Source organism: Cyanobacterium sp. IPPAS B-1200 (genome assembly GCF_001747005.2).
Taxonomy (GTDB): Bacteria; Cyanobacteriota; Cyanobacteriia; order Cyanobacteriales; family Cyanobacteriaceae; genus Cyanobacterium.
In genome coordinates this window covers 1150244-1165838 of the sequence record NZ_CP182899.1, presented here as the reverse complement: position 1 = coordinate 1165838, position 15595 = coordinate 1150244, and the positions used below count along the sequence as shown (strand labels likewise).

The following is a 15595-nucleotide window of genomic DNA, read 5'->3' as shown; positions in this document are numbered from 1 at the left end:
ACTATGAAAATTTTAAAGGCAAGGGGGTTAAACCCCTTGTTTTATTGGTTGATGTATAAATGTTGAAATGAAATAATATTTGAATTTGTGTTAGGCTAGAGAGTATTAAGAATATTTTGTTAAAGACAAAGAACTTGTTTTTAATTATTCTATAATTTTATTAATAGTAATTATAATTATATTTTTCGATGTTTTTAGGCGGAATATTTCGCTACAAGTTCGGCTCTATTTACTATAAACAAGAGTTAGTAATAATTTCTTTTTTATTTTTAGGAGCTTTTTTTTTATGTACCGTTAACCTTGGTAATTTACCGTTTTATGATGGCAGAGAATATTTTTTTGCAGAGATAACAACGGAAATTTATCAGTCTTTTTCTAATAATTTAAATTGGTTATTTCCCCATTATACAGAGAGTTTTTATGGTACAAAACCTCCTTTAATGCACATTTTGACGGCGGTTGCTTATGATGTGTGGGGTTTCAATGAATTTGCTACTCGTATTGTGGGGGCGACTTTAACGGCGTTATCTGTGCCTCTGCTTTATTGTTTGGGTAGGGAGTTGTTTCCTATCCGCTTCTATGCTTTGTTTGCGGCTTTGGTTTATCTTACGACTACTCCTGTCATTTTTTATGGTCGTTTGGCAATGTTTGATGGGGTAAGGTTATCTTGTGAGATTTTTTTCTTTCTATCTATTCTCATCTCTCGTCGGGATTTACGTTGGGCTTTGGGGGTGGGTATTAGTCTTTCTTTAATTTCTCTTGCTTTGGGGTGGGATATTGCGATATTATTAGGTGCGATCGCACTTATTTTTTTATGGTGGGATACTCCACGTTTATTAAACTCTGGTTATTTTTGGTTAGGAATAATTTTGGGCATCATACCAGCGATGTTGTGGTATGGGGGGGAATATCTACACACTAGGGAAGATAATTACCCGTTAATGGACATGGAGTTACCTACTTTGGACACATTATATTACTCTCAATATTCGATTGTTAATGTGTTGAGTAAATTTTCTTCTTGGATTGTAATTGGTTGTTTTGGTTTTATTTCTGCTCTCAAAAATAAAAACTATAGTTGGGGAAAATTATGCTTAATTTGGTTTTTTTTATCTTTTGTTATAACTTTATTTTTAAATCCATCTCACAATTATATTAGTCTAGTTTCATTATACATTCCCATGGCGATCGCCTCAGGATATGTATTAGGGGAAATTGTCAGACAACCTCCATGGATACCCTACCCAAAATCTTGGGGTTATTTCTTTTGTATCTTGAGCTTTATTACTTTAGGTATTGCCATATTTTATCTTCTCCAATTTAACCATTGGCATAGCTCTTTATTTTCTATTTTAACTTCTTATTTTATTTGTTTTTTTACAGCATTTATACTTATTAATAAACAAAATGAATACTTTATATTTATTCTTTTCTGGGGTAAATATATTAGCTTAATTCTATTATTTAACCTTCACTAATTTATTTTTGAATTGTTCAAGTATTTTAAGACAAAGTAGAAAAGAAAAATATTCTTTATTGACATTAACTATTCAGTCAAATAGTTTGATTCCAAAAATGTTTTTACACTAAGAATAGAAATACCTTGAAAGGGATGTAATATGAGCAAGTCATTATCCCCACTAATAATTGCAGTAGCTAAACCACTGACTGCTAATTCCAAAAACTTGTTATCCTTGGCATCTCTACACGCTGTAATTTTTTCAGTAACTTTGATAAAGTCAACAATATTAAATAATTCAATTAAAAATAACTTTTTTTCACCTGAAGTAATATATTTCTTAAATTTTGGTCTATTTAAAACCTCTTCCACTTCCGCCCAAATCTCTTCAGACATTAAAATTATTCCTGATTTTCTTACTCTGTCTAATAGTTGACGTGGCGGACTGTTTTTAAACAATAAGGCACTGACTATAACGTTTGTATCCAATACATATTTCGGTAGGTTAGTCATTAAGAATCTCTGCCAAAATTTCAGGAGTTAAGCCCCGAGAAATAGCCCTATCACTAATTTCATCCATTATCTTACCAAAAAAGTCAATGTCCTCTTTTACATCTTCATCAAAAAATAGAGAAGCGATTGCACTTAAATGCTGCTTTTCTTTTTCGGTGGCTGACTGATAGGCTTTTGCTATTTGGGGAGTAACTTGAATTGTAATTTTTTCACTAATCTGCATAGTTAATATTTCCTTTATTTATCCTCAATTATCTAGTAGCAATAACACTTACAGGCAACTGCTGATTTTGTTGCAACCGTTGTGCCTGTTGCTGTGCCTCCGTATTATCGCTAAAAACCCCTAACTGAATTTTTATCTCCTGATTGATATTTGTTACCACAGCACTAGGAATCATTTCCCGCACTTTAGCAAAATGTTCAGCACTTCTATAATCAGTAATCAGATGATATTGGGGAGAATTAGCACTATTAACCACATTACCTTGCTCTGGGTTAACTGTCGGCGGATTTTGACTATCTGTTTGGGCTAAATACATCACCGCTTCACTGAGGAGGGCGGTTTTTAAATCAGGATAAAGATTACTATTATCACCTTGATTATTATTATCAACATTTGCCCCATTATCTGTGGGTAAGGGAGAAGGTAAATTAGGGGGGGAAGGTAACTCAAAGCTAACTTCTTCCTCTGGTGTGGCAGGAGGTGATATTTCTTCACCGTTATTTGCCGATAAACTTTCTTCGATAGTCTCATTATTTTCTAACTCTTGTGCCACAGAATTATTATTTTCTGCTAGTTGTCTTTGAGAAGAATTTAAATCCCAAGTGATAAAAATTAGGGCGTTGGTGGCGATAAAAATAATTAAGCCAAATATTGCCCAAGGGGTAAAAAGAATCTCCTTGAGACTATATTTATCGGTAATGATACGGGAGGCAACGGGAATATTATCATCATCCTCTTCTGGGGGGGAAGAAACAAAATGATAATCGATGGGTTGTTTTGGTAAGTCACGAGGTATGGGGGATGATTCCATTACCGCCAAAGATTCCACTGGCTGCTTTTGGGATTCTTCAAATTGCTGAAGTTCAAAACTTAGATCGAAATCGATGTTTTTTAAGGTAAGTTGAACAAGGGGATGTATGGATGTTTCTTTCTCACTCATAAACTCATGACTTTTGAATCAATTGATAAGTTATTAGATGCCATTTTAGCTCAACCTCAGTGGGAAACCCAAAGAAGATACCAGCTATTGGTAAAGTGTTGGTTTACTGTGGTTAATCATAGGGTAGCACAACATACTAAACCGATCGCCCTTAAAGACGACATTTTATGGGTATCAACTTCGAGTAGTGCCTATGCTCAAAATTTATCTCTCCAAAGATATACTTTACTAAAGAAAATTAATCGTCGTTTAAATGAGTCTGTGAAGGATATACGGTTTACCACCGCTAAATGGTATCAAAAAAGTTTAGTTGAACCCGAAGAAGAAACAAACTTAGTTAATCCGACTATTCTGGGTATTGATACCCAAACCCCCGAAGAATCTTTTCCCATTACTCCCCAACAAGCCCTACAACAGTGGTTGGATAAGATTAAAGTGCGATCGCACTCCTTACCCCACTGCCCTAGTTGTCATAGCCCTACACCCTCTGGAGAATTAGATAGATGGGGAATTTGTGGCGTATGCTTCGCCAAAGATCATAGTAGCCTGAATGGAGAATAATGAAAAGAAAAAATAAAAATTGTTACAGAGTTTAAAGTTATATATCAGAAAAGGTAGCCTAGAGCCTATACTGCGATAAAGTAAAGCTGAAATTGAGAAATCATTAATAAAAAACAAAACTCGGTAAGGAGCATCTTTTTTTATGTCTCATAGTGTAAAAATTTACGATACCTGTATTGGCTGTACCCAATGTGTTCGTGCTTGTCCCCTCGATGTACTAGAAATGGTACCTTGGGATGGTTGTAAAGCAGGACAAATTGCATCCTCCCCTCGTACTGAGGATTGTGTTGGTTGTAAACGTTGTGAAACCGCTTGTCCTACGGACTTTCTTAGCATCCGTGTTTACTTAGGTGCTGAAACTACCCGTAGTATGGGTTTAGCGTACTAATAATATATTATTATTTTACTTTCTGGGGTTAGTGGTAAAAGTGTTAGGTATCTCAAGGGAATGGGCAATGGGCAATGGTTTTTGATTGTAAAGATGTAAACAATAATTGTTTTTCATCTAAGTAATTGAGAACTGTACTTTAGACTAATTTGAACTGTAAGAAGCTATGATCCTTATATAGCAAGAATTTTGACTATTCTTATCCGTTTAATGTAAAAAATATAAAATATACGTCATATAAGGGTTTCAGCGTTTAAAATTAGATTTAGTCTAAACTCAAGTGAGAAAAATTTAACCCAAAACCCAATCAGTCCCACACAGAAGTTAATAACCCCTCAATAACTGGTATAATTACTTTTGCTCATTTTATTTCCATACCATGACCAGCAAAAAAGTTATTTATACGGATAAAGCCCCTGCCCCAGTGGGCCCTTATAATCAGGCGATCGCAGTTACAGGAGAATTAATCTTTGTAGCCGGGCAAATTCCCCTCAATGCCCAAGGTGAAATAGTAGGAGACGGAGATATACAAGCCCAAACCACACAGGTAATGGCAAATTTAGCAGCCATTTTAAAAGAAGCCGGGGTTGACTTTTCCGCGGTAGTTAAAACCAGTGTTTTCCTCAGTGACTTAAATAATTTTGTTCCCATGAACGAAATTTATGCTCAATATTTCCCTGAAAATCCCCCCGCCCGTGCCTGTGTAGAAGTAGCTCGTCTTCCCAAGGATGTTTTAGTAGAAATTGAATGTATTGCCGTTAAGGGATAATAGAATTAGTTGTAAATGGTCAATGATTCTAAGATGAACACTGATACCCATACTAAGCGAATTAATCAAATTATTTCCCAAAGTGCGATCGATGACTTTTGTCAAAAATATCACATACAAAAACTCTCTTTATTCGGTTCAATTCTCACAGCGGATTTTAATAAAGAGAGTGATATAGATGTATTGGTTGAATTTGATCCAAAATATATCCCTGGTTTAATTTCCCTCGCCAAAATGGAATTAGAGTTATCGTCAATATTAAAGCGTCCAGTGGATTTACGAACCGCCGAAGATTTGAGTAAATATTTTCGCCAAGAAGTTCTGGATTTAGCATTAGTGCAGTATGTTAGCAAAAAATGATCGCATCAGATTAAGGCATATGTTAGATGCAAGTCTTAAAGCAACTTCCTTTATCGAGGGAAAAACAAACTCAGATTTAGATATGATTTATTGGTTTTCGCCTTAGTAAAAGCCATTGAAATTGTGGGAGAAGCAGCGGGGAAAGTCTCCAAAGAATATCAAATTAATCATCCTGAAATATCGTGGACGGCAATGATAAGTATGCGTAACCGTTTAGTTCACGCATATTTTGACATCAACAAAAAAATATTGTGGCAAACCCTGAAAAAAGATATACCAGAGTTGGTTAACATTTTAACTGAATTACTAGACGAATAATTTAGTGGGATGAGCCTAATTCTTAATTCCTCAACCAGTCTGAGCAAAATGATATTAAAATAAATGAAGAAATATTAAAACCAAATCCTTCTAAAACAAACATCGAAAGAAATAATAGCTATGACAGATGCTCCCGTAAAACGACTGCGCAACTTTTCCATCATTGCCCATATTGACCATGGTAAATCAACATTGGCAGACCGCATGTTACAAACTACCGACACGGTAGGAGATCGGGAGATGAAAGAGCAATTTCTCGATAACATGGATTTAGAAAGGGAAAGAGGCATTACCATCAAACTCCAAGCCGCCCGTATGAACTACAAAGGCAAGGACGGCGAAGAATATGTTTTAAACTTAATTGATACCCCTGGCCATGTGGACTTTTCCTACGAAGTTTCTCGCTCGCTGGCGGCCTGTGAAGGGGCTTTGTTGGTGGTGGATGCTTCCCAAGGGGTAGAGGCTCAAACCCTCGCCAACGTATATTTAGCCCTAGAGAATAATTTAGAAATTATTCCAGTATTAAATAAAATTGATTTGCCAGGAGCAGAGCCTGAGCGAGTCATTGAAGAGATAGAAGAAGTAGTCGGTTTAGACTGTACCAATATTATTCATGCTTCCGCAAAGAATGGCATTGGTGTTAATGATATTTTACAGGCTATCATTGATCGTGTTCCCCCTCCAGCTGACACCGTACATAAGCCTTTTCGAGCGTTAATTTTTGATAGTTATTATGACCCTTATCGGGGGGTAATCGTGTATTTCCGTGTCACCGATGGCTCTCTCAAAAAGAACGATCGCATCTTATTGATGGCATCAGGAAAACAGTATGATTTAGATGACATTGGTATTTTATCTCCCAACCAAATTCCCGTGGATGAACTCCATGCAGGGGAAGTGGGCTATCTTGCCGCCTCCATCAAAGCCGTAGAAGATGCAAGGGTAGGGGATACCATCACCCTCGTCAACAACCCCGCCAAAGAGCCATTACCAGGCTACACCGAAGCCAAACCTATGGTATTCTGTGGGCTTTTCCCCATCGATGCGGATCAATATTCTGATCTCAAAGATGCCCTCGAAAAACTAAAATTGAACGATGCTTCCCTTTCCTATGAGCCTGAAACGTCTAGCGCCATGGGGTTTGGTTTCCGTTGCGGTTTCCTCGGACTACTACACATGGAAATCGTCCAAGAAAGATTAGAAAGGGAATATAATTTAGACTTAATTACCACAGCCCCTTCGGTAATTTATCGTGTTACCACTAACGACGGGGAAATAATCAAGGTTGATAATCCTAGTTTATTGCCAGATCCTCAAAAAAGGCAAAAAATAGAAGAACCCTACATCAAAATTGAAATGATTACCCCTGAAACCTATGTGGGTACTTTGATGGACTTGTGTCAAACCCGAAGGGGAGTATTCATCGATATGAAATACTTTACCCTCAACCGTACTAATTTAATTTATGAATTACCCTTGGCTGAAGTGGTAACGGACTTCTTTGACCAATTAAAATCCCGCTCTCGTGGTTACGCTAGTATGGAATATCAGTTAATTGGTTATCGAGAAAATAACTTAATTCGCTTAGATATTATGGTAAATAAAGAGCCAGTAGATGCTTTAGCCATGATTGTCCATAGAGATAAAGCCTATCAGGTTGGACGAGCTTTGACAGAAAAACTCAAAGAATTGATTCCTCGCCATCAATTTAAAGTGCCTATTCAAGCGGCGATCGGTGCAAAAGTTATTGCTAGTGAACATATTCCAGCCCTTAGAAAAGACGTTTTAGCAAAATGTTATGGCGGTGATATTAGTCGTAAGAAAAAACTCCTCCAAAAACAAGCAAAAGGTAAGAAGCGCATGAAATCTCTTGGTACGGTAGATGTGCCTCAAGAGGCTTTTATGGCCGTCTTGAAAATTACTAATTAGGGTTTGATAAAAAAGTGATTTAGTTAGCAATAGGGAATCAAAGATAGCGGAGTGCCCTATAATACGGACAAAACCTCCGCACACAATATTTTCAAAAATTCTAATGACAAATAAAACTCCCCTAGACAGACAAGTATGGATACTCGCAGGGGGTAGGACGTTATTACAATTTGGCACAGGTTTTACTCTTTTTTATGCTCCCCTTTTCTTTGTTAATCAATTGGGATTTTCTCCTACATCAGTGGGTGTTGCCCTGGGTAGTGCTTCCGTATCAGGGATTATAGGACGTTTTTTGGGGGGGAGTTGGAGTGACTCCCCCACTTGGGGAAGGAAAAAAACCCTATTACTATCAGCTTTAATCTCTGCTTTTGCTGATGTTTTTCTGGCTTCTACTTCCGACTATCCGTCCTTGTTAATTGGTAATTTGTTAATGGGCTTGGGTATTGGTTTTTATTGGCCTCCTGCTGAAGCCATGATAGCGGATTTGACGACTTCAGACCAAAGAAATTTTGCTTTTGCTCTCAATCGCTTAGGAGATAGTGTGGGTTTAGGTTTTGGGGTGGCTATTGGCGGGGCTTTAATTGCCTTAACGGGTAGTTATCGACTGTTATTTATCATTGATGGTATTTCTTTTGTGGTGTTTTATGGGGTAATTTTTTGGGCTATAAAAGAATCAGGGGAAAAAGAAAGAATAGCCCAATCTTTTTGGCAGGGATGGAGAAAAACGTTAAAGGATTACAATCTTTGGATTTTTTGTGTGGTAAATGTTATATTTACTACCTACATCATGCAGTTGCAATCCACTTTACCCCTTTATTTAACCAATTTTGCGGTTAACCCTGATGATTTTTCCATTACTCGTATCAGTGGTTTATTTAGTCTTCATATCGCTTTTGCGGCGTTGTTTCAATTACCTATTGTCAAAATTCTTAACCGTCTTACCCACATTCAGGGGTTAATTTTATCTTTTCTTTTTTGGGCTGTAGGTTTTATTCTAATCTGGTTGGCTGGAAACTTGACACAGTATGCCTTTTTAACCGCTATTTTAGCAGTATTAGTAAGTGCGATCGCCCTTGCTACTTATAATCCTCCTGCCTCTGGATTTATAGTCAAATTAGCCCCCCCCTCATTACGAGGAATTTATTTTGCTATTAATTCTCAATGTTGGGCCATTGGCAATTTAATTGGGCCACCTCTAGGGGGTTTTGTCTTAGATAAAGGAGAAAATTATGCGCACAATTTTTGGTTATTCTCTTCAGCAAGTGTTTTTATTGGTATTATGATACTTTTGTTTTTACAATATAATATGCAGAAAAATAAACAGCCTTATTTTTAAATAAAATACTTTTTGGTATTGCTAAATTTAGATATGATTTTTAGTTTAGATGGGGAATAGAGAATGGGCAATATTAATAATAATATTGGATATTTATCAATAGTTCATACCATAATTAAGCAATTCCCCAATGGAAACTGTAAATTAAGTATTAATAATTTCCAATACTTTTTTAGTAGAAACAACATGATTATTAAGCCCTAATTTTTTAGGAGGAATACCCAAGGCTAAACCAATTAATTGAGGTAAATGTAAAACAGGAATATCTAACTTTTGTCCTACCACTTTAGCTACTTCAGGCTGTCGAGAGTCCAAATTGAGATGGCACAGGGGGCAAGGAGTAACAATACAATCAGCGCCCTTATCCATGGCATCGAGTAGGTTATTTCCTGCCATCTTAAAAGATTTTTCCGTGGCATAACTAGAAAGAGGCCAACCACAACATTTTATCCTACCATCATAATAAACAGGAGTCGCCCCCAAAGTACGAAACACATTCTCCATAGATTGAGGATTAAAAGGATTATCAAAAGGGAGATTTTTTTGTACCCTCAACAGATAACAACCATAAAAAGCAGCGCACTTTAAACCCTTCAAAGATTTAGTAACTTTTTCCTGTAAAGCCTCTAAACCATAATCACTAATCAAAGCCCAAAGAATATGTTTTACTTCTGTAGTACCTTGATAGGGCGAACAATTTTCCTTTGCCAAAAAGCCATTTACTTCCTCAAAATAAGCGGGGTTATTTTCCTTGGCATCCTTTAACCTTTCATCCACATGACCAATTACCCCCTGACAGGTGCTACAGTGAGTAAGCATGGGTAAATTAAGAGATTCTGCTAAGGCAATATTACGGGCATTAACGGAATCTTCTAATAGTTGAGAGTCTTCTTTAAAAGTACCAGAGCCACAACAAGAAGCCTTTTTTAATTCTATTAATTCTATTCCTAAAGCCTCACTGATAGCTTTGGTGGAGGTGTCTAATTCTCGACAAGCCCCTTGGGCAACACAACCTGGAAAATAAGCATAGCGAAGCATGATGGCAAATATGATAATGGTTAATTGTTCTCTGTTTCATTATCACCTCTTCTTTTAGGTTATTAAACTCCCCTCGCAATATTTCTTAATTTTGAGCAACGGGTTCAAATTTTGGGCAATGGGCTTAAGCCCATTGTTACTAATCAAAACTAATTAACTACAAATTGAAATTATTATCCATTCTCAATTGTCCATTATTAATTATTTAAGGTGCTAAACGCTCAATAATCCACTGGTTATCCCTAAAAGTATAGCAGAGGCGATCGTGTAAACGGTTAGCTCTACCCTGCCAAAATTCAATTTTATGGGGAATAACTCGAAATCCTCCCCAATGGCTTGGGCGTGACACGGTTTTTTCTTGGTATTCTTCCTCGAGGTTTTTTAGGTTGTTGTCTAATACGTCACGATTGGGAATTACTTGACTTTGGGGAGATGCCCATGCGCCTAGTTTTGAGCCTTGGGGGCGCACGTTAAAGTATTCATCGGATTCGGCAGGGGTAATTTTTTCTACGTCACCTTCTACCCTTACTTGTCTTTCCAATTCTCCCCACCAAAAAACGAGAGAGGCAGAAGGGTTGGCGGTTAAATCTTGCCCTTTTTGGCTGTCATAGTTGGTGAAAAATACAAAACCACGCTCATCGAGATTTTTGAGTAAGACTATTCTGGCGCTGGGTTTTCCATCTTGGTTGATGGTAGCAAGAGTCATGGCGTTAGGCTCTTTTTGTTGAGCGTTGATGGCTTCTTCTAGCCAGATATGAAATTGCTGGAAGGGATTGGGGAGAATGTCTTTTTCTAGTAATCCTCCTTTGAGGTAATTTTCCCGTAGGGATGGTAAGTAGTCGATGCCCATGATTAATTATTTGGTAAATAGTTTGAAGTAAATGGTTTGAGTAAATTCTTTGATGGGGAAGAAAATATAGGTGATGGGGTTGATGGTGACGATGATGTCTCGGAAGTCTCTTTGGGCAAGGCTAACAATTTGCTTGGCTACCCAAGGGGCAGACATTACACCTATGGGATTAAGGTTACTTTTAAAGGGGCCTAAAATTAGCTTTCTGATGACGCAGGGGGCGTTGGTGCGTCTTAGGGTGACGATGTCGCCCATGGTGCGTTTACTTAATTCGTAGAGGGGGCTAAAGGCTGGATTGACTTCGGCTTCGGAGGTGTTTACCCAGATTTCTTTGGTGGCTTTTTGGCGATTGGTTTGGACTGTTTCAAGGAATAATTCCATCATTTTAATACCTGAAAAGGCATTAACTTGGTAGGAAGTGGCGATCGCACTGGGGCTTTTATCACCATGAACATTGATACCATGGTTAATAATGAGTATATCAATTTTCTGGAAAAGTTCTTTTAACTCTTCTTCTTTATCCACTGCCCAAGTAACGGTATTAACGGGGATAGTTTGATTCTCTATCATGATAGATAATTCTTGAGGTTTGGAGGTGAGGGCGGTTACCTTTGCCCCTTTTTGATGTAATTGAGTCATCAAAGCCTCCCCAAGAGTACCACTAGCCCCCGTGACGGCAATTTTTTTGCCTTTAAGTGAAAGTGCAGTGCCCATAATTCTATCTACTAAGGTGAGTGTGCCACAAAAATAAGCATCTTGATCATCGAAATGGTGGCGCCAATGGTAGGTACGATTTACGAATAGGTTACCTGGTAAACTTTGAAATTCCCCTTGACGGTGGGTAACATCGGTAATGGCATCGGCGTAAGGTATGCCCAAACCCCGTGTGATCGCCCCTAAACTATAGGTTATAGTATAAATACACCCTGTCCATACCAACCATTGATAATTGTCAGTAATTAAACCATTAATGATAATTAGTTGGGCAAAAATCACCCCAAAAAAAAGCATAACGAGGGATTCTGGTAAATCATTGTACCAGTTGGCTTGACGATAGATTTCTTCACTTTTTACCGATAAATCAGGTTTAAAAATACGATGGTGCCAACCATGAAGACGATACAAGGGTTGCCATACATGGGCAAGAAAATGATATATATCTCGCACTATTTCCACTACTAAAATGGATATAAGCGCGATCGCACCTGCTATAATCAAAGAGTTGTTAAACATTTACATCGGGCATATTACAAATAATTTCAGTCTTACATTCTATTATATTTTGCTCAGGGGGAAAACTAAACAAACTCCTAGTAAATTTACCCTAGCAAAATAAAACTACGACAGAATATAATTAAGCACAAAATAAACAGTAAATACTTATATATAATTCAAATATAGGCAACCCATAAAACAGCACAATTATATGATGAACATCAATGTCAAGTATGGACTATTCAAATACGAAGTAAAAGACTACTACTCCATTTTAGGTGTACCCATTGATGCTACTCCCAAAGAGATTCGCTTACGGTATCTCAAAATTGCCTATCAACTACATCCCGATACCTGTAAAGCCGATACCCCTGAAGGAAAAGAAAAAGCAAGTCAAATTCTCTCAAGATTAGTCAATCCAGCCTATGAAAATCTTTATAAGGATAAGCTAAGGAAAGAATGCCAATTAGTTTTTGCTGAGATGAGTAGAAGACTTGCCTCTCAAACTAATGACATTACTATTAGTACAGAAATTGCCAAAACCCTCTATCAAGAGGAAAAAAATAGGGATAAACTATATCATGAATTAGTGCAAAAAATAGCAGTTGATCAATATCAAGACATCAACACTGTTATGACAAAGATAGCACTTGTTAGTGAATTGAACATGGTTTATCTGATGTCCCAAAATGAAACCCAACGTCGCCAAAACGTTTCCCGCAGTTCAGCAAATTCTAGTCAAATTCAAACCAGCGAAGCCATTATAACCCAACAACCAGAAGAAGAAACTATGGTGAGGGGTACCACTCAATCACAAAATGAAACGGAAGTTAATGCCCAATCTGAACCCACTGTCAACAGATTAGATAGATTGATATACAATGCAGAGGAAGCGGCTAAAATTGGTAATCTGGAACAAGCTGTTTTAGATCTTCGTGAAGCCCTAAAAATTGATAATGCTAATAGTAAAGTTCATGGTTTAATCTCTTTTTATTATTATAAACAAGGAAATAAAACCTATGGCAAAATCCACTACAATAAGGCATTTTCCCTTAATCCTAACGAACCCATAGTTAAAGAAATTAAAAAAGAATTTTTAGAAGAAAAATCCCAAAAAGGTAAAACGACGAAAGGCAGAACAAGTAAAGGTAAAGATACAAAAGATGGTAAAAAAGAAGGACCGACGGTTTTTGGTATTCGTTTGTGGTAGGATAAACGGTGAATTTGCCCTTGTCAAGTAATAAAACGAAAATCAGACTATGCTTCACCAAGCCCCTGCAGGCGCTAGAGATTTACTACCCCTAGAGGTTGCCCAAAAAAGTTGGATTAATGATTGTCTTCAAGAAGTATTCCAAAATTGGGGTTATAAAAGAATTGTCACTTCTACTATTCAATGGTTAGATACCCTAATGGCAGGAGGTGCAATCAAGCCTTCTACGGTTATACCTTTACAAAATATTGGTCAAGGTAATCTTGCCCTACGCCCAGAATTAACCGCATCCATTGCCCGGGCGGCAGTGACGAGAATGCAGGGTGACACAGTGCAAAGACTTTGTTATCGTGCCAATGTGTTTCGTAATAGTGCGGAGGGGCATCATGGTAAGCAGTTAGAATTTTATCAAGCTGGAGTAGAGTTACTTTTTACTGATGGGCTTTTGGCTGATGCCGAAACCCTTTTACTGGTGGCTAATTGTCTGGAAAAATTAGGTATTGGGCAATGGCAGTTGTTGTTAGGGGATGCGGGTTTAACTAAGGGGCTTTTAAGTCAATTTCCGTCTTCTGTGCGGGGAGATATTCTTAATTGTTTAGCTAATTTGGATCGTATTGCCCTTTCTAATTTAGAATTAGATGAGGATTTGAAAGTTAAGGCTTTACAGTTGTTCGAGTTGAGAGGAAATCCTGAGCAGGTTTTAAGTCAAGTTAGTACCCTTGATATTGATGAAGATACAAAGAAGGCTGTTGAGCATCTTAAGGGTTTGTTGGAGTTGGTAAATCATAGTTATGGTAAACCTTTGCCCATTGTGCTGGATTTAAGTTTGGTACAAACCTTTGATTACTATACGGGTATAGTGTTTGAGGTGGTGGGCTTTAGTGAGAGTCAACCCCGTGTGTTGGGGCAGGGGGGTAGATATGACCAATTATTGGGTTTATACCATCCTCAGAAGCAAAATTATCCAGGTATTGGTTTTTCTTTTAATATTGAGGATTTACATAGTTGTTTGTTGTTGGGGGCTGATTTACCGAAGACGACTCCCCCTAGTGATTGGCTGGTGATTCCTGAAAATGTTGGGGCGGCTAAAATGGCTTTTGATTATGCTCAAAAATTACGTAATGGTGAAACCACTGTCAGGGTAGAATTGGAGTTACAATATCGCTCAGCAAAGCAAATTAGGCTTTATGCTGAGGATGAAGGTATTAAGCATTTGGCTTGGATTGGGGTGGATGGCACTCCAAGAATTGAAGTTATTTAATTTTTTTGGTGGGTGATAAAAATGTATGGCAAAGTTATCAGTTGAGTTAGAGCGTTATTTTTTGCTTGAGGAAAGGGAGGAGATTGTTTGTTTTGATGATATTCTTCTTTTGGCGGGCGATCGCATTTTTGGCTTTCTATTAGTAATTTTGTCTTTACCTTCTGCTTTGCCTATTCCTGCCCCGGGCTATTCTATTCCTTTTGGGGTGGTAATTTTTTTGTTGGCAATACAGTTTATGGTGGGTTATCAAATACCTTGGTTGCCTGATAGAGTCAAAAAAGGCAAAATGAAAACTTCTAAGGCAAAGCAATTTGTACAAAAGGGTTTACCTTGGTTAAAACGTCTGGAAACTATTACCAAGCCCCGTTTGACTTCTATCTGTAATACAAAAATAGGTAAAATTGTACTAGGAAGTGCGATCGCCCTTATGGCAATTTCTATGATGATTCCGATTCCTGGCACCAATACCGCCCCTGCGGTGGGTATTTTTATTACTGCTTTTGGATTACAGGAGGATGACGGTTTTATTTGTCTTTTGGGTTTGATAGTTTGTATTATTGCTGGATGTTTATCTGCTTCTATCCTCTTTGGGGCAATAATTGGTAGTTCATCCCTTTGGCAATATTTTCAAAAATAGACGTTAACAACAATCTCTTGCCCTTTGCCTATTCCCCCATTAATCAAATTGAAAATAATACATTAAATGATAAACAAAGTCGGGGGCTAAAGATAATCTTTGTTGTAGGTGGGGAAGATTGCGATATTTGCCCCCTAGCTCTCGGTTTTCGATGATATTGAGAGCCATATTGTAATTAAGGTTTGGGATGGCTTCTAGTTGCTCTAGGGTGGCAGTATTGGGATTTATTTTGGGGGGTGCATGGAAGCTATTTTGATCATAATAGGAAAAATTTAACACAGGTTGCCAAAAAGCTATCTTCGTCACCGAAATACCTAGGGCTGCCGCCAAATCTTCCATACAAAGGATTTGGATGCCCGAATTATTCATTTCTACAAGGGTACGGGCTTGGGTGATAGAGATGCCCGGCAGTCTTAACCAATCATCCACACTAGCTTGATTTACGTCTATGGAAATGCCTAATTTTGCCCCTACTCTAATTTCAGACAGATTTTGGAAACGATAATAAGGATTTTGTTCTATTTTACGGGCGATCGCCCTTTCCCGCCAGTCTAATTTAGTCATTATTTTGTTGCAAATTATTACGAA

Annotated in this window: 18 protein-coding genes; 11 read left to right on the top strand and 7 right to left on the bottom strand. The window is 37.6% G+C overall.

Annotated elements, in window-relative coordinates:
• Positions 1–188 precede the first annotated feature (188 nt).
• Positions 189–1478, top strand: a complete 1290-nt coding sequence (locus A5482_RS05405; RefSeq protein WP_069790733.1) for an ArnT family glycosyltransferase — start codon at positions 189–191, stop codon at positions 1476–1478.
• 68 nt (positions 1479–1546) lie between these two features.
• Here A5482_RS05405 and A5482_RS05400 read toward each other — a convergent pair whose 3' ends face one another.
• From A5482_RS05400 to A5482_RS05390, 3 genes are read right to left on the bottom strand one after another with little or no spacing between them, the layout of a single operon-like run.
• A complete protein-coding gene (locus A5482_RS05400) occupies positions 1547–1972 on the bottom strand; it encodes a putative toxin-antitoxin system toxin component, PIN family (RefSeq protein WP_069790732.1) in 426 nt (141 codons plus the stop codon).
• The gene (locus A5482_RS05395; protein WP_069790731.1) at positions 1965–2195 is read right to left on the bottom strand and encodes a hypothetical protein; all 231 of its coding nucleotides are present in this window, start codon (positions 2193–2195) and stop codon (positions 1965–1967) included. Before A5482_RS05395 ends, A5482_RS05400 begins: the two co-directional genes overlap by 8 nt.
• Positions 2196–2223: 28 nt before the next feature.
• On the bottom strand, positions 2224–3135 hold the full coding sequence (locus A5482_RS05390; protein WP_069790730.1) for a hypothetical protein: 912 nt from the start codon (positions 3133–3135) through the stop codon (positions 2224–2226).
• A 6-nt stretch (positions 3136–3141) separates the two neighbouring features.
• Between A5482_RS05390 and A5482_RS05385 the strand changes: the two genes are divergently transcribed.
• From A5482_RS05385 to A5482_RS05355, 7 genes are all read left to right on the top strand, one after another.
• Positions 3142–3696: a DUF721 domain-containing protein gene (locus A5482_RS05385; protein WP_069790729.1), complete on the top strand. Its 555-nt coding sequence runs from the start codon at positions 3142–3144 to the stop codon at positions 3694–3696.
• 142 nt (positions 3697–3838) lie between these two features.
• Positions 3839–4084: a photosystem I iron-sulfur center protein PsaC gene (gene psaC / locus A5482_RS05380; RefSeq protein WP_012307203.1), complete on the top strand. Its 246-nt coding sequence runs from the start codon at positions 3839–3841 to the stop codon at positions 4082–4084.
• 379 nt (positions 4085–4463) lie between these two features.
• The gene (locus A5482_RS05375) at positions 4464–4853 is read left to right on the top strand and encodes a RidA family protein (RefSeq protein WP_069790728.1); all 390 of its coding nucleotides are present in this window, start codon (positions 4464–4466) and stop codon (positions 4851–4853) included.
• Between the two features lie 33 nt (positions 4854–4886).
• The gene (locus A5482_RS05370; protein ID WP_069790727.1) at positions 4887–5213 is read left to right on the top strand and encodes a nucleotidyltransferase family protein; all 327 of its coding nucleotides are present in this window, start codon (positions 4887–4889) and stop codon (positions 5211–5213) included.
• A gap of 90 nt (positions 5214–5303) precedes the next feature.
• Positions 5304–5531: a HepT-like ribonuclease domain-containing protein gene (locus A5482_RS05365; protein ID WP_201150055.1), complete on the top strand. Its 228-nt coding sequence runs from the start codon at positions 5304–5306 to the stop codon at positions 5529–5531.
• Between the two features lie 120 nt (positions 5532–5651).
• Entirely contained in the window at positions 5652–7460 is a 1809-nt protein-coding gene (gene lepA, locus A5482_RS05360) for a translation elongation factor 4 (RefSeq protein ID WP_069790726.1), read from the top strand.
• Positions 7461–7563: 103 nt separating this feature from the next.
• A complete protein-coding gene (locus tag A5482_RS05355) occupies positions 7564–8796 on the top strand; it encodes an MFS transporter (protein ID WP_446684821.1) in 1233 nt (410 codons plus the stop codon).
• A 144-nt stretch (positions 8797–8940) separates the two neighbouring features.
• On the opposite strand, the gene A5482_RS05350 is transcribed toward A5482_RS05355, so the two are convergent.
• From A5482_RS05350 to A5482_RS05340, 3 genes are all read right to left on the bottom strand, one after another.
• Entirely contained in the window at positions 8941–9834 is an 894-nt protein-coding gene (locus A5482_RS05350) for a CoB--CoM heterodisulfide reductase iron-sulfur subunit B family protein (protein ID WP_069790725.1), read from the bottom strand.
• Between the two features lie 205 nt (positions 9835–10039).
• Complete coding sequence (gene pdxH / locus A5482_RS05345; RefSeq protein WP_069790724.1) at positions 10040–10684, bottom strand: pyridoxamine 5'-phosphate oxidase; 645 nt, start codon at positions 10682–10684, stop codon at positions 10040–10042.
• A gap of 6 nt (positions 10685–10690) precedes the next feature.
• Positions 10691–11917 (bottom strand): bifunctional sterol desaturase/short chain dehydrogenase, encoded by a 1227-nt coding sequence (locus A5482_RS05340; protein WP_069790723.1) that lies wholly within the window; start codon positions 11915–11917, stop codon positions 10691–10693.
• 193 nt (positions 11918–12110) lie between these two features.
• Between A5482_RS05340 and A5482_RS05335 the strand changes: the two genes are divergently transcribed.
• From A5482_RS05335 to A5482_RS05325, 3 genes are read left to right on the top strand one after another with little or no spacing between them, the layout of a single operon-like run.
• Positions 12111–13109 (top strand): J domain-containing protein, encoded by a 999-nt coding sequence (locus A5482_RS05335; RefSeq protein ID WP_069790722.1) that lies wholly within the window; start codon positions 12111–12113, stop codon positions 13107–13109.
• A 49-nt stretch (positions 13110–13158) separates the two neighbouring features.
• Complete coding sequence (locus tag A5482_RS05330; protein ID WP_069790721.1) at positions 13159–14370, top strand: ATP phosphoribosyltransferase regulatory subunit; 1212 nt, start codon at positions 13159–13161, stop codon at positions 14368–14370.
• Between the two features lie 25 nt (positions 14371–14395).
• A complete protein-coding gene (locus A5482_RS05325; protein ID WP_069790720.1) occupies positions 14396–15007 on the top strand; it encodes an exopolysaccharide biosynthesis protein in 612 nt (203 codons plus the stop codon).
• Between the two features lie 39 nt (positions 15008–15046).
• On the opposite strand, the gene A5482_RS05320 is transcribed toward A5482_RS05325, so the two are convergent.
• On the bottom strand, positions 15047–15571 hold the full coding sequence (locus A5482_RS05320; RefSeq protein ID WP_069790719.1) for a ComEA family DNA-binding protein: 525 nt from the start codon (positions 15569–15571) through the stop codon (positions 15047–15049).
• Between the last annotated feature and the right edge of the window lie 24 nt (positions 15572–15595).

Excerpts from the sequence above, each read along its gene's own strand:
- A5482_RS05405 (WP_069790733.1), top strand. The coding sequence starts at position 189 with ATGTTTTTAGGCGGAATATTTCGCTACAAGTTCGGCTCTATTTACTAT.
- A5482_RS05400 (WP_069790732.1), bottom strand. The coding sequence starts at position 1,972 with ATGACTAACCTACCGAAATATGTATTGGATACAAACGTTATAGTCAGT.
- A5482_RS05395 (WP_069790731.1), bottom strand. The coding sequence starts at position 2,195 with ATGCAGATTAGTGAAAAAATTACAATTCAAGTTACTCCCCAAATAGCA.
- A5482_RS05390 (WP_069790730.1), bottom strand. The coding sequence starts at position 3,135 with ATGAGTGAGAAAGAAACATCCATACATCCCCTTGTTCAACTTACCTTA.
- A5482_RS05385 (WP_069790729.1), top strand. The coding sequence starts at position 3,142 with ATGACTTTTGAATCAATTGATAAGTTATTAGATGCCATTTTAGCTCAA.
- psaC (WP_012307203.1), top strand. The coding sequence starts at position 3,839 with ATGTCTCATAGTGTAAAAATTTACGATACCTGTATTGGCTGTACCCAA.
- A5482_RS05375 (WP_069790728.1), top strand. The coding sequence starts at position 4,464 with ATGACCAGCAAAAAAGTTATTTATACGGATAAAGCCCCTGCCCCAGTG.
- A5482_RS05370 (WP_069790727.1), top strand. The coding sequence starts at position 4,887 with ATGAACACTGATACCCATACTAAGCGAATTAATCAAATTATTTCCCAA.
- lepA (WP_069790726.1), top strand. The coding sequence starts at position 5,652 with ATGACAGATGCTCCCGTAAAACGACTGCGCAACTTTTCCATCATTGCC.
- A5482_RS05355 (WP_446684821.1), top strand. The coding sequence starts at position 7,564 with ATGACAAATAAAACTCCCCTAGACAGACAAGTATGGATACTCGCAGGG.
- A5482_RS05350 (WP_069790725.1), bottom strand. The coding sequence starts at position 9,834 with ATGCTTCGCTATGCTTATTTTCCAGGTTGTGTTGCCCAAGGGGCTTGT.
- pdxH (WP_069790724.1), bottom strand. The coding sequence starts at position 10,684 with ATGGGCATCGACTACTTACCATCCCTACGGGAAAATTACCTCAAAGGA.
- A5482_RS05340 (WP_069790723.1), bottom strand. The coding sequence starts at position 11,917 with ATGTTTAACAACTCTTTGATTATAGCAGGTGCGATCGCGCTTATATCC.
- A5482_RS05335 (WP_069790722.1), top strand. The coding sequence starts at position 12,111 with ATGATGAACATCAATGTCAAGTATGGACTATTCAAATACGAAGTAAAA.
- A5482_RS05330 (WP_069790721.1), top strand. The coding sequence starts at position 13,159 with ATGCTTCACCAAGCCCCTGCAGGCGCTAGAGATTTACTACCCCTAGAG.
- A5482_RS05325 (WP_069790720.1), top strand. The coding sequence starts at position 14,396 with ATGGCAAAGTTATCAGTTGAGTTAGAGCGTTATTTTTTGCTTGAGGAA.
- A5482_RS05320 (WP_069790719.1), bottom strand. The coding sequence starts at position 15,571 with ATGACTAAATTAGACTGGCGGGAAAGGGCGATCGCCCGTAAAATAGAA.